General features: G+C 40.6%; 17 protein-coding genes. 12 read left to right on the top strand and 5 right to left on the bottom strand.

Annotated elements, in window-relative coordinates; all coding sequences use genetic code 11:
* Position 1: 1 nt before the first annotated feature.
* Positions 2 to 706, bottom strand: coding sequence for a conjugal transfer protein TrbF (gene trbF, locus FZ040_RS12420; protein ID WP_149172285.1), 705 nt, complete (start codon positions 704 to 706; stop codon positions 2 to 4).
* Positions 707 to 772: 66 nt separating this feature from the next.
* Positions 773 to 1087, bottom strand: a complete 315-nt coding sequence (locus FZ040_RS12415; protein WP_149172284.1) for a TrbC/VirB2 family type IV secretion system protein — start codon at positions 1085 to 1087, stop codon at positions 773 to 775.
* 274 nt (positions 1088 to 1361) lie between these two features.
* Here FZ040_RS12415 and FZ040_RS12410 point away from each other — a divergent pair, with 274 nt between their 5' ends.
* The 12 genes from FZ040_RS12410 (at position 1362) to FZ040_RS12360 (ending at position 11502) form a co-directional block, all read left to right on the top strand.
* Positions 1362 to 1625 carry a helix-turn-helix domain-containing protein gene (locus tag FZ040_RS12410; RefSeq protein WP_173440356.1) on the top strand — a complete coding sequence of 88 codons (264 nt, stop codon included), beginning with the start codon at positions 1362 to 1364 and terminating at the stop codon, positions 1623 to 1625.
* A gap of 1745 nt (positions 1626 to 3370) precedes the next feature.
* The gene (locus tag FZ040_RS12405; RefSeq protein ID WP_149172282.1) at positions 3371 to 4750 is read left to right on the top strand and encodes a replication initiation protein; all 1380 of its coding nucleotides are present in this window, start codon (positions 3371 to 3373) and stop codon (positions 4748 to 4750) included.
* 27 nt (positions 4751 to 4777) lie between these two features.
* Positions 4778 to 4990: a DUF7675 family protein gene (locus FZ040_RS12400; protein ID WP_222930968.1), complete on the top strand. Its 213-nt coding sequence runs from the start codon at positions 4778 to 4780 to the stop codon at positions 4988 to 4990.
* Between the two features lie 534 nt (positions 4991 to 5524).
* Entirely contained in the window at positions 5525 to 7756 is a 2232-nt protein-coding gene (locus FZ040_RS12395; RefSeq protein ID WP_149172281.1) for a MobA/MobL family protein, read from the top strand.
* Positions 7757 to 7889: 133 nt separating this feature from the next.
* Positions 7890 to 8588, top strand: coding sequence for a lytic transglycosylase domain-containing protein (locus FZ040_RS12390; protein WP_187620338.1), 699 nt, complete (start codon positions 7890 to 7892; stop codon positions 8586 to 8588).
* Positions 8585 to 8854 (top strand): hypothetical protein, encoded by a 270-nt coding sequence (locus FZ040_RS12385; protein ID WP_149172279.1) that lies wholly within the window; start codon positions 8585 to 8587, stop codon positions 8852 to 8854. The genes FZ040_RS12390 and FZ040_RS12385 overlap by 4 nt, the downstream gene beginning before the upstream one ends.
* Positions 8855 to 8978: 124 nt before the next feature.
* A complete protein-coding gene (locus FZ040_RS12380; RefSeq protein ID WP_149172278.1) occupies positions 8979 to 9296 on the top strand; it encodes a hypothetical protein in 318 nt (105 codons plus the stop codon).
* Entirely contained in the window at positions 9280 to 9879 is a 600-nt protein-coding gene (locus tag FZ040_RS12375) for a hypothetical protein (RefSeq protein ID WP_149172277.1), read from the top strand. The genes FZ040_RS12380 and FZ040_RS12375 overlap by 17 nt, the downstream gene beginning before the upstream one ends.
* Before the next feature lie 12 nt (positions 9880 to 9891).
* A complete protein-coding gene (locus tag FZ040_RS14030; protein WP_187620337.1) occupies positions 9892 to 10062 on the top strand; it encodes a hypothetical protein in 171 nt (56 codons plus the stop codon).
* Between the two features lie 336 nt (positions 10063 to 10398).
* Positions 10399 to 10617 carry a hypothetical protein gene (locus FZ040_RS12370; RefSeq protein ID WP_149172276.1) on the top strand — a complete coding sequence of 73 codons (219 nt, stop codon included), beginning with the start codon at positions 10399 to 10401 and terminating at the stop codon, positions 10615 to 10617.
* 15 nt (positions 10618 to 10632) lie between these two features.
* The gene (locus tag FZ040_RS12365) at positions 10633 to 11220 is read left to right on the top strand and encodes a JAB domain-containing protein (protein WP_149172275.1); all 588 of its coding nucleotides are present in this window, start codon (positions 10633 to 10635) and stop codon (positions 11218 to 11220) included.
* A 63-nt stretch (positions 11221 to 11283) separates the two neighbouring features.
* On the top strand, positions 11284 to 11502 hold the full coding sequence (locus FZ040_RS12360; protein WP_149172274.1) for a hypothetical protein: 219 nt from the start codon (positions 11284 to 11286) through the stop codon (positions 11500 to 11502).
* A 57-nt stretch (positions 11503 to 11559) separates the two neighbouring features.
* Here FZ040_RS12360 and lnu(C) read toward each other — a convergent pair whose 3' ends face one another.
* From lnu(C) to FZ040_RS12345, 3 genes are all read right to left on the bottom strand, one after another.
* The gene (gene lnu(C) / locus FZ040_RS12355) at positions 11560 to 12054 is read right to left on the bottom strand and encodes a lincosamide nucleotidyltransferase Lnu(C) (RefSeq protein WP_019543803.1); all 495 of its coding nucleotides are present in this window, start codon (positions 12052 to 12054) and stop codon (positions 11560 to 11562) included.
* A gap of 23 nt (positions 12055 to 12077) precedes the next feature.
* Positions 12078 to 13115 (bottom strand): IS1595-like element ISSag10 family transposase, encoded by a 1038-nt coding sequence (locus FZ040_RS12350; protein ID WP_002837184.1) that lies wholly within the window; start codon positions 13113 to 13115, stop codon positions 12078 to 12080.
* 123 nt (positions 13116 to 13238) lie between these two features.
* Entirely contained in the window at positions 13239 to 13463 is a 225-nt protein-coding gene (locus FZ040_RS12345) for a hypothetical protein (protein WP_149172273.1), read from the bottom strand.
* Between the last annotated feature and the right edge of the window lie 100 nt (positions 13464 to 13563).

The raw sequence follows: 13563 nt of genomic DNA, 5'->3' as shown, positions 1-13563 counted from the left end.
ATTACCTCTCCTTGCTCCACGAAATATCATCCAAATAGATTCCGAAGGGATTATGCTGGATAGCATCTTCCGTTGTCGGGCGTGACAGTTTCACCGTAACAAAGGCCGTCATTGTATATTCGGATTCTAAATCCACCTTATCAAACACCTTTTCTTTCCAGCGCACCTGATAGGTAAGATTCTTTCCTGTCTGTTTTGTGATCCCAATGATTTCCACATCCGTAGCCTTGCCGTCCTTGATGTCCTGCAAGGGATGCTCGTCCTTCATGAGTTCGCCCAGCTTTTTCTCTCCGCTCTTTGTCAAGAAGAACTTCACATCATCACCATTATGACGATACTGAACAACATCTTTGGGTACCATACGCAACTTCATGATGGTCTGACCAAGGAAATACTCTATTGAGGATTCCTGCACCACATAATCCTGACTGGCCTTTGTAACATTGCCAGCAGCACCAGTCTTATCTACATCTACATAATAGGGAACTGCCGCCGGGCGAGAGCTGGCATAGATTAAACCGCCACCTAAGAATACCGACAGGGTTATGGATGCAAATGCCATAAGTCTCCAGTTGGCTGCTCTTACCACAGCAGCCCCCATTGTTCCCTCATATCTTCTACGGGCATCATTGAACCGATTTTCCGGCTCCTTCATTGCTGCCGTATGAGGTAACGGTCTATCATCAAATTCTGTTTTATGTTTCATACTTACCTCCCATGAATAGCCAAACAGCGACAGATTTACTGCCGCTGCTTATGTTCTGATGGACTATTAGCCGTTGAAAGAAGCTATGAAGGAAGCAACACCCAACGCCAGCGCAAGACCACAAATACCCTGCAAGAGCCGTCTACCTGCACCGCCACCCTCACCGCAAGCAATCGCAATACCAGTGATAACTACGATGATGGTACAAACGCCAGTAGCCACAGGCCCCGTTACAGATTCCTGAATAGTTTCCAGTGGCCCTTCCCACGGCATACCTGCATAGCAACGGGAAGCCGCAGCCATAAAGCCAGTAGTCATGCTGGGAATTAACACATTGGTTAAGTTGTTCTTTCTTTTTACAACGCGCTGTATGATGTTCATAATCTTCTCCTTTCGTAACTAGAATCATCATTACAGGCTATATTATAATACGAGGTCGAATCATTTTCAATAGAGAAAGTATAATTTTTATACTAGCTATAATAAAAATGATTTCATGTATTATTATATTAAGATTTGATTATTGAAAAACATATTCTATAAGTATTAAAATTTTATTGAAAGACATCATAAAAAAATAGACATGGATTCAAGAATAACTTATAATAAGTATTGCAGAGGAGCTAGATACTCTGTATCACAGGAGGAGAGTACAATGGAAGCAAAAAAAGGTATTCCCAAATCACACCTGTCCGAAATAATGGGCGATAGAAAGATAAAGATAGCAGATGTATTAAGATGTACCAATATTGGACGCAACACTTGCGCCAGAGTCTACCAAGAAAAAGACATGGAGAAGATGACGTTAGGTACCTTTATAAATTTATGTGATGGTTTGGGCGTTAGTTTGAATGAGTTGCTGGAATATCATCCTGAGAAAAGATATAATCCTGAAACTCATGAATGTGAAGAATATTGACTAAGAAAGAGGATGCTTACCTTGCATTCTCTTTTATTATATAAATATTAAGTTGTGTAATATAAGATTATTAAATTATGTATTATATATATTGTGTAGTATATAATACTTTAATTAAAGCATTACGGCTTAATAGGTGTATTATATACTATATATGCGCTTTGTGTATTATATTTTATTAAGAAAATGCTAAGTTATTTAATAAAAAGAGAAGAAAAAAATAATAAAAGCAAGCAAGCAAAAAAGCAAAATGGTATTATGCTCTTTCTGAGAAGAAATCTGCAAAAGTAAATTTTTTCAAGAAAAGTAAAATTTATGCTTGACAAGAACTGTCACCTGATGTATTTTATGCTCTTTTATATAACAAGCAAAAACCTTTAATATGCTTTCTGAGGCTCGCAGCCCTTGCCTGGCGCGGGTTCCGAGTTTTAACTATCACAAATTGGCTTCGAACTATCACAAATTGGCCATGAACTATCACAAATTGGCTTCGAGAAACGGTTAATTTGTGACAGGAAAAATTAACTATCACAAATTGGCTTCGTTTATCCACAAACAATTCACAGGTTTATCCACAGATTTATACACAAGTAAATACTAGAATATGAATTTTTTAATCAGAGGTTGAACTATTTTATTTACACCTTGAAGCACCTGAGCCTAGACTGGACTTGCTGCCAAGCAGAAAAATCCAATTTGTGATATATCACATTTTGGATTTGATTTATGGTTTACCACTTTGGTAAACCATACCGAGGCCAATTTGTGATAGTTGTGTAATTTACTGGTCATCAGCTTATAGAATCCCGGTGAATATAACTCCACCAGTTTGAGGGTGAGAGCAGTTTATATAAGTTTGAAAAAAGATATACATAATTCAAAATACAGCCCCTTTGAATTATGATATACAACAATCAAACAAGATGTACCTTGAAAAGTGATATACATAAATCAAAATTTAACTACACGCTGACAGATAATAATACTGCCAGCTTTTTTAATACGTTTTTTAATACATATACATTGCATTAAGACATAAAACATGGTATACTAAGTATAGAAAATGATGAGCAGAGGTGTGTCCTACACTCCTGAAATAGCCTTTATGCTGCGTGTGAAGCGTTTAGGGCGATTTTAGGCTCAGAAGGTATAGACAAGTATAGGCGAATACTAAAAAAGCCCTCTGTGAGCCTGTGAGAGCTTCAGAGGGCTTTGAAATGTCAATCAAAGGTGATTATCATAAAGGCAGATTGCATAATGCTTATCGGTCGGGAAGGATTGGAATATGGAGTTTAGATGCTTGCAAGACTTTTCCAAGCTGGTGTCATGTTCTGATATAGCGGCAGCTTATAAGACTTCAAGAGCTACTGTGTATCTTTACTGCAAGAAGGGGAAAATCAAGGAGTGTGTGAAGACAAGGCACGGCTATTTGATTGATCCAACGGCAGTTGATGGCATTTGGGAGAAACGCGAAAAATAAAAAAGGTGCCCTCATGGGATGGGCACCCTTTTCTGTAAAGATTATTATCCCAGTAGGGACTTTACGAAAAGTATATCAAGACACAGAACTTTTTTCAAGTGCAATAAGAAATTATTAAAACAGGTATTATGAAATTAAAACCTAGAAGTAAATCAGTGTAATAATACATAGATTATTAAAATGTGTATTATTTATGTATTAAATACTAATGTATTAAATATTTAATACATTAGTCAGAGTATATTTATTAAAATGGGGATTTTTTATGTTAGATAACAACGATAAATCGCTTATGAACGTACATCCGCTTAATCCAACAAATCAAATCACAAAGGCCAATTCACTCATTGAGGGAAATTATAGCATGAGCCTTCCTGAATCAAAAATCATGGAAGCAGTTCTTTCAATGCTGGATGAAAATGAGAACAAGATGAACTATATAGAGATTGATACGAAGGAACTATGTAGTTTTGTAAAAGTAAATTTAAGAGAACTAAAAGAGTTCACTTTGGAAATGGTAAAAAAGGATATTGTGTTCACTGGCCGTGAACCTGATGGAACAGAAAAGCTGGTACAAACTACATGGCTTGATTCAGCGGTTTATTATCCATCCAAGGGGATTGTTAGATTAAGAGTAAGTGAGGAATTAGCACCATATTTGCTTGGCTTAAAGCATAGAAGAATGCCTTATACGCAGTTCAGTGTGAACGAACTTGTTTCAGTAACCTATTACACAAAAAGAATTTATGAACTGGCCGTACAGTATAAAAAAATAGGTAAAAGACCTGAAATGAGTATAGAAGATTTTAGGCAGAAACTTGGAATTGATGAAGGTAAATATGCACTATTTGCACACTTGAAATCAAGAGTTATAGACCCATCAATAAAGGCCATTGCTGAGAATGATCAGATGCCATATTTAGTGACTTACGAGCTTGTAAAAAGTGGCAGAGCGTATAAAGGTATTATCCTGTATACGAAAAAGAAAAGTGTTTGTATGGATAGCATAGAATCCCATAGTACAGAAAATGTTTCCAGTGAGGTTGATGTCAAAAACCTGCCTTTAGATAAGTTGAGAGAATATCTTCATGGATTTGGCTATGAAGATAATTGGCAGCAGTCATATGACGAAGACCAGCTAAGATTTATTGCAGACCTTCTTTACAAGAAAATCAATCCGATAGTTTTGAAAAACTTCCTGAACAACAAGGGCTTTGAATATGTCAAGAAAAACAATGACATTGCCCTCCAGCGCATGGCTAACGGTGGCAAAAACTATGGTGCAATTCTGTTCTCAGCTTTGAAGGGAAATTATGCTGGTGAAGCTGAGGAACAAAAAGCCCGTCAGCCAAAACTGAATATCAACGGCAAGACAAGAACTGCTGAAGAAGTAAAGGCGTGGATAAAAAAGAACGAAGAAGCCTTTGCACAGGAAGAAAAAGAAAAGTTTAATGATGTACCTCAAATAATTACAGATATTGAAATTACATTCTTGAATAAGAGTATTTCAAGAAAAGGTGATTGTTCTGAGCCAGCAGCGCATAGAATTTATTTACGGCACAAAGATAGCACTGTTCCCAAAATTAGAGAGGCTATTAAATTACTGGATGAAGGAAAGGAAATACCTCCGAATTTCTTCAAATGATTTTGTGCTGATATGTAGGTGATGATTTTGAAGGAGAAGACTTTCTACAAAGAAGAACCACATCATAAAATATGGTGGGTGGATAATGATGATGAAGTGGGCGTAAGAGAATTTAGCTTTGATAAAAAGACCATATTCAATTTATTTCAAGATTATCCATACAAGCTGACAAAAGAACAGAAAGAAATCTTTGACCGTGAAAATCCTTATTGGAAAGAGTTCTTTTCTGATAGACGATGAAGTGTGATAAACATCCCTAACAATTTTGAGTTTTGTTAGGGATGTTTATTTATATCAAAATCTTATTCTGCTATAATGTGATTAGTAGGGTGAGTTATGCAATTTTTGAGGTGGTACTATGTGGTTAGCAATCAGTTTATTTATGACAGGTTTGTTTTTGATAGTTGCCATAGCTGCCTGTCTTGGTTTTATTTGGGGGCTTATAAAGGCATTTCGCGGGAAATGATGGTTAATATATGCTGGTCGATGAGGTATATCTGTCGTTTTTGTGGTAATGGCCGGGATAACATTGTGATGCCCAGGCATGGAGGCTGCTACTGCTCAATGGCTTTTGATCATGATGAAAGTACGGAGAGTATCTTCCAAGATTGGGGGAGCCGTGGTATAATATCAGGGGGAGGAAAAAGAAACGTGGTGTCCCACCTCTTTGAGGAGGGCGCACTTATGAGTGTCTAAAACAGATGGTTTCAGACACTCGTGCTTAAAGGCCGTGCTTCGCACGGTAAATGATTTACTGATGAAGGAGGTGAACTCATGGCAACGTATCACTGTTCTGTCAAACATGGCACTGTCGGCATTGCCCGTCCCCACGCAAATTATATCTGCCGAGAAGGGAAATATGGCACCGCCAAAATGAAGGAGCAGCTGGTCTACAAAGAATCGGGCAATATGCCATCTTTTGTAGGTGAAGACCAGCTTGACTACTGGGATGCAGCTGATGAGTTCACCCGCATCAATGGGCGCACCTACGAAGAATTTGAGCTTGCCTTGCCTCAGGAACTTTCCGATGAAGATAACTTGAATTTGGTCAAGGCGTTCATTGATGAGGAAGTAGGCGAAAATCATGCCTACACGTTTGCTATTCATAGCAAGCCAGCCGCCAATGACCGAGAGCAACGTCAAATCCATGCCCACATTATGTATTCGCCTAAAGTACAAGATGGAATTGAGCGTAGCCGTGAAAAATTCTTCAAGCAATACTACGCAAAAGAACCTGAACGGCAGGGCGCAAAGAATGATACACGCTTTAGCAAGCTGACTGGGAAAATGGAAATTTCCAATGTCCGGCTTCGCTGGGAGCAGATGGTAAACCGTGCCTATGAGGAGCACGGTTTAGAACATCGTGTATCTTCAAAATCGTTGGCTGTTCAGTATGCAGAAGCCTTGATAAATGGCGATAAGGATAAGGCTTTTGTACTGGATCGGATGCCACAGGTTCATCTTGGCCCGAAACTCACATATACTTCTCTGCGTGAAGCAGCGAAGTATATTGATCCCAAGAAATATTATCTTGAAGAAGCACCCAAGAAAGTGCGTCACAACTTCCTTGCTCGCCAGCAAAAACAGCTGGCCGAAGACATTATAATCCATCGTAGAGAGCGTATTTTGACCTTGAAGGAAAATCTCGAAATCAAGGCACAAGAACGCTCTATTCGTGCTGAAGTAGCTGAAAAAGTTCTGTCCGAACCTGTCATTGAACGGCACGAAGAAAACGCCAAGGATATTGAAAAAGAACTGTCTGCACGGCTTACGGTGTCACAGGCAGAACTTTCTGCTGCTACGAAGGAACTTCAGCAGTTCCGCCAGCAGAAAGAGAACTATCTTCTTTCCGAGCAGAAGATTAAGGAATTGGCCAATGACATTTACACTAAGCAGGAAAGCAAGCGTATCAGAACGCAGGTGGCAAAGTGTAAGGCAGATATGGCAGCCCTCAATGAATTGAAAGCGGAATGGAACGAAAAGGCCAAGACTGGAACGCTTACGCCGGAGGAAGAAAAACAATATATGCAGCAAGCAAAATCCTTGCAGGATGCTTATACAAAACGTAGTGTCGGCCTGAAGGAACGTATCGAAAAGATGAAACAGAGCCTTGCTACCGAAAAAGCCCAAAAGGCTACCAAGGAGATTGCAGATTCTATCCGTCAGCGTGTTGAAGTTGCCCGTCAGCGTATTGAGGATAGAAAGGAAAGAATCAACAATCTTAGAGCGCAGAGTTTCATTCTAAATTCTTCACGCACGAATTTGATTGAAATGGAAAAATTTGTGCATGAGAAAAATAAACTTTGGAACCGTATGGAACGAAACGGCCTTGATATTGAAAAAATCAAGACCGTTAAGAATCCGAATGAGCGGATGAAGCTGATTCGTTCCAAGATAGTAGAAATTAACTATCAGGAGCGTGGTTTGGAATATCGTAGTCAAAAGCTCAATCGCTTTATGATGAAAGAAGAATTTGCCCGTAATGCAGCCAAGAGCGTTTACACGCATGGCCAGTATAAAAAGTATGTCAAACTTGGGCAAGAAATCGAGAAATTGCGTAAGGAAATTCTTCTTGCGCCCAGCAATGCCAGTCTGACGGCAAAGCTGGATGAGCAGCTACAACAACATCAGGCGTTGAAGGAAAAATTAACACAAACCCTCTCCACTCCTCATGCCCAAGCAAGCATCCAACGTATGGTGGATGCCCGCATGGATAAAAACTATGTGCTGGAAGCCCGGAAGACCGTTATGGAAGAAAATCTGCATGAGATTCGCCTGATGAAGGATGAGCTGGCCGGGATGCGTGAACACGCTGCACAGGACATCGTACTGGAGCAGCAGCGCAGCGGGCTGGAACAGGCAGCATCCTCCTTGGTGGACAATATCAAAGAGATTGCCAGCCTGAAGGAGGCTCATTCCCTTGGCAGCCTCACGGCTCGTATTGGAAATTCGTCTGACCATCTGTATAAGGATAGGTCTTTAAGTCATGGAGGATATGAGCGATAGTCACCTATATAGGGTATAAAGTCCCTATATAAATGACATTTTGGTAAAAATATGCTTAAAATCATATAAAAAATATAAGTAATGGTAGTATTTAATGGTTTTCTAATGAATAAATGGTATGATAAGGAGCGTTATGATGAGACTAGGAATCATAATAGTATGTCTGATGGTCAATTTGCTAGGTGGAGCTATTGCCTATGCAAATGAGCTTCCTGATGACACTCAATTTGACAACATGTATTATTCGTTGTCTGTTGATGATGAGCAAGGTCAGAACTTCCCCCAGAACTTGACGGATGCCGAAACTGGGGAGGTTAATTCCATTGAGGGAAATGCCCCAGCCGTATCTACTGATGACTTTACCCTTAGATTAGGGCAGTATATTGGCAGTGAAAGCGGTATGGGTAGTGAATATGGCAATTATGTGGCCAGCCTAATACAGGAAAATGCTTCCCTGTATGGTGTTGATCCAATACTGGCCGCCAGCCTGTTTGAACAGGAAAGCCATTTTCGTATGGATGCAGTTTCGGGAGCCGGTGCTATTGGCATAGCGCAGCTTATGCCACAAACCGCACAACAGATGGGTTATAACCCGTATATCTTGGAAGAAAACATCAAAGGCGGCATTGAATATCTCAGCTACCAGCTAAGAAGGTTTCAGCAGTCAGGCGATTTGCAAAACAGTTTTGCAATAGCAGCCTACAATGCCGGGCCTCGTTCCATCCAAGATTACGGTGATGTTCCTCCCTATGCAGAGACAAGAAATCATGTAACAGCAGTAGCGAATAACTATGTTGATATAATAAACATTACTGGAGGATTGTATCAATGATTGATATGTCTGTGCATGAAGCGCTTCAAGGTATGGTTATGCAGCGTGTAGACACTGTTGACCGGATGGCTATGCAGTGCAAGGAATATGTGGAGTGGCAACGTATTATGAACGAAATAGAGAAACTTTGCCGCGAACATGGAAAAGAGGAATGTTTTGAACAGCTGAGGATGGCCGTTCAAGACTTTGAATACCTGATGGCTTCAAACTGCTATGTTCTTGGCATCAAAGACAGAATGCAGATTGAGAGCATGGAACTCATTTAAGACTATTGATACAATATTATGGAGAGAGCGCAAATGCGCTCTTTTATTTTTATGTATAATATTTGTATTAAGACATAAAACATGGTATACTGAGTATAGATTTTGATTCGTGGGAGGTTTCATCGTGGAAATGGATCTATATAATCTCCTGCAGACTGGTAATATTGTCGTTGACCGCAACGGAGAAAAAGGCATTGTGGTTGTAGATGATAGCAAGCTGGATGCAGAAGGTCAGGCAACGATTTATATTGCCCATGAGGACTACAAAGTAGATGTGCGCCGGAATTATGACCTTGACCTGCGCGGTCAATGGTTCGGTGAAGACATCATGAAAATAGTGGAATCGAACCTGACGGCGATTCGTGAGCATGGTTTGGATGCAGCCAAATATGGTAAGGTTCTTTGGCAACGCCCGGAGGAATGTTATGAATGTACCCATTGAAGAATGTGAGGAAATCATTGGCTATCGCCAGTATTGGCTGCTGAATGATATTGAGCATAAAGAAATTTTTAAGTACCTTTGGGATGATTGTGATACCTTGGAGGAGTTTAAGGAGCTTTTGTATAGTGACCCGAATATCTGCAATACTAAGGCTGCCGGATGGTTTCTCCATTATGATAGCGAGGCTGCGGAGTGCTTTCTTTCTCAGTGGTTTGGTAGGCAGAAGCGCAGATTTTGTTTGGACAGTAAGCAGAAGTTTATTATCTTGGAAAACGCTGGCACCAAGAGCATGATACCCACGGCTATGCTTTCAATGCAGTCCTGTAATGAGCATAGGGAAGAAGACTATTATGTGGCCATCGTTGATGATGATGACTTCAATCCTCTGCTGTTCAGGTTCCATTCTCTTATATGTAGTGATGATTTTAAGGTTAATGGGCATCCAGTAAAGGGCAATTATGCTGTTTACTATGGTAATGGCTATTTGGCGCTTTGGCGGCAATCTGATACTGCGTTGGAGGCTTTGCTGGAAACTGGCATTTATGAGGATGAATTTGAGATTGGAGCAGCGCATAATTTATGACTGGAGGCCATTATGATATATACTGTATATGCTAAACATGATGATATGACTTTTATCATGGAGGAAAAGACTGGTGGAGGCAAGCGTACTTTAAGTGTTGTTGGTTTTTATTTTGGTGAACCTGATGATTCAGCTACTAAAGAATACACCAACTCTTTGACTGCTGAATTTGATGAAGATTAAAGATATTACTGAAAAACGTATTACATAAATCAAGATAAAGATAGATTCATTGAGAGTCTGTCTTTTTTTTTGCCTTTTTTGGGCGTTCCCCTTCGGGTCGGGCTTTCGTGAATGGAGCCAGCAGGGCTGTCTCCACCCTTCGGGCTTCAATCCCTAACGTGGGGTTCGGGGTTCGTGGCCTGTGGCAGCGCAGGGCAGGCGGCAGACCCTGCGCTTTACGTTAGCAGCCGGACGGAGCCGGGGGAAGGTTACGTTATCGCCCATCCAGCCCGTAGACCAGGGGCTGAATAGGCTCAGTTACTTTTGTTTACGCCTCGTAGAGCAGGAGGCGTAAACATGGAGGCTTTCAGCTTTCCTTGCAGGAAAGCAAAAAGCAATTTAATCTATTCTTTTTTTTTGCCGGGGCAAAGCCTATCACACCCTCCTTCCACCCGCAAGGCCAAGCCGCTTCGCGGTGCTGCGCAGCCTTGCGGGTTCCCTCCGGGCGCGATACCTTCCGGCCATCAAAAAAAAAGAAAAACGCAGCAGGGGGTTCGGAAAGAACTCTCAAGCTAAAAAGGAGTGCTCACGATGAAAAATTACGACATGACCACAAAGACGGATGCAGAAATGCTTGCTAGGCTCTTAAACCTTCCTGAAAAGGCTCTGCAATCTCACACGTTGCAGGAGGTGATGACCTCCCCAATGGCCATCAAGGGCGTAGGCGAAAAAAGCACGGAAAAACTGATGATGCTTAATGAACTTTCCCGCCGTTGGAGCAAGGAAAAGAATCCCATTGACACCATTCACGGCCCCGAAGATGTAGCCCATCACCTTTGGCCTAGATACAGGGATGAAACACGAGAACATTTTGTATTGGTGCTATTGAATACGAAAAATCACATTATAGCAACGCCAGTCGTATCCATTGGAAGCCTTTCTGCTTCCGTGGTACATCCTAGAGAGGTATTCAAGGAAGCTATTTTATATTCTGCGGCTTGTATGATTCTTGTGCATAATCACCCATCGGGCGACCCAACGCCGAGCCGTGAAGATAAAGCGGTGACGGAAAGACTGGTCAAGTGTGGAAAAATTATGGATATACCTGTTTTAGACCATGTGATTTTAGGCAGATACCACTTTTTCAGCTTCAAGGAAAAAGGGTTGATGAATAACTAAACAAACAAAATGGAAAGCCCCGCCGTCAAGGGACGGCGGGGGAAGAAAAGGAGAACTGACACCATGAAAAAAATGATTGTACTTACTTTCGAAATTGACCACGAAAATTTTAAGATTTCCCCGCAAATCAGAAACATCGACAAAGAAAATTCCCTGCATGAAAAATATAAATATATCGGGTGCGATTTGGTAGACTGCAAAGACTTTGATATTGATGGTAAAACCTTTACAGTATGGTTTGACGATGAGTTTTTATTAGGCTATGTCACAACAAACAGTTGATAAATAGCCATTTTTATAGGGGAGTATCAGAACTCCCCTACAAACTGTTATTTGCAGTTATCTATACTCATTTGGAATTTCGATATGAAGTGTCTCACACAATAACTTCACATCATGTGCATCATTTTCATCAAACTCGTATCCCAGATGGAACATTACTTGACTATATGGTTCAATACAGGAAACCTCTATTTCCTCAATTCTTCCTTTACCCGAAAAAGTTTCTACCGGAAAACAATCCCCATCATAAAGAATTTCACCTTCGTCCGTATATTCAAAACAATGCAAATCAATAATTCTGTTTTTCAAATCTTCCCATACAGTATGGTTCAATGTTGTATATTCCATCTTAATCTCATAAAAGCCATTAGCTTTCATTATTTCTATAAAGTTCTGATAATCGTTCTTTTCTACAAAAATGTCAATATCATTATGGGCTCTTGACTGATATCCAAGAAGAGCATCTACACCCCAGCCACCATCAAGAAAGACTTTAATCTCCGCATCTATTGCAAATTGAAGAATCTGTTTTACATCTGTTATATTGACCATCTTATCATCTCCACAAATTCTAATTAGGCGACCAGAGGAACTGCTGGTCTGTTTGATAAATCTCTGCATTTAGCAGTTTTCAATGTTGCCAAAACGAAAGTTAAGAAGATGTTCCTTTTCTCCATGTCGCTTTCTTTGGCGTAATTTACAAGGTTATTCCACACAAGATAGTTGTTCAGATACTTGGTAGAAACACCGTTAAAGCCACGCATAAACCTCTTTAGCTGGCTATGGTAGCTATTGATATGTTGGATATTATAAATGCCTTTCTTGGCTTTGCCAGTCTTTAACTGCACAAGGTCAATGCCATTGGCATTTGTAAATCTCACATAGGAGTTCATCTTGTCCGTAACAAGAGTGGAATTGGTCTTAATCCTACCATCATAAATATGATGTAAATCTCTTGTAGAAACTCTACCAGTATTCGTAATCTTGGAGATAGACAAGCCATTCCTATTAACCGCACAAGGAACACATACCTTTTCTTGGGACAAGCCTCTGATATGTGTAGAATGACCACGCTTATGAGCCTTGCGTGGCATAGCAAATGTCTTACTCTTGCTATGATTGCCCTTGTACGAGATGGCGAAAAAAGTTTCGTCAGCCTCAATAATGCCGTCAAGGGTAACATCGTCTGCCATATTCTGAAGTGCATCCAAAATCTTGTGTCTCCAAAGGAATGCGGTGTTTCTGTGAATCCCACAAGCAACAGCAGTCTTACGAATGGATAAGCCATTCATCATACAATCAATGTACTGCTCCCACACGGACAAGTCTTTTCTTGTACCAGACACAATGGAGTTCGTAGCAATCACGAAGGACTTGCCACAATCCTTACATACATATCGCTGTGTGCCATCTTTACGATGACCATTGCGAACCACATGGATACAGCCACAAAGAGGGCATACACGACCATTTGCAAAGCGTTCCTTTGCTACGAAATCTTCAATATTCAAAGACTTTACAAAGGCAGGACTTAAAAGCATTGTTTTAAGGCTTTCCTGCTCTGCGACAGTCAACTTACCGATAATATCTAATGCGTCTTTGATAGTAGGCATATCCAATTACCTCCTTCGGTGGTACTGTTTCTTACTATTATTATACGCTATTTCTCGTCAAAAATCAACCATTTGTTGTGACAGAGCCTTTTATTAAAAGGGCGAGCCGTTCCCACCATGCTATTAAATGAGGACGGATATAAAACCATACTTTGCAACAACCTCCTTTTTACTGGCTTCACGGATGACGGCGAGGAAAGAGGCTTGAAGCTGGACGAAGTGCATAAAATCATAGATTACATATACAATACACGGCAGGAACTTATGAACGAAGTTCACGCCATGATGAAGCAATAAGGAAAGCCACCAGCCACCGCGCCAAGCGCGGCAGCTGGTGGCCTTTTCCAAAATCGCCCCGCTTACGCGGGGATCATTGGGGTTCCGTGATATAATAATACTGTGGTAAGGGTTTCAGGTGTGCGAAGTTTGAGTGAGATATAAATGTTTG

The organism is Pseudoselenomonas ruminis, assembly GCF_008271295.1.
Lineage (GTDB): Bacteria > Bacillota > Negativicutes > Selenomonadales > Selenomonadaceae > Selenomonas_A > Selenomonas_A ruminis.
This window is presented reverse-complemented; position numbering and strand designations above follow the sequence as displayed.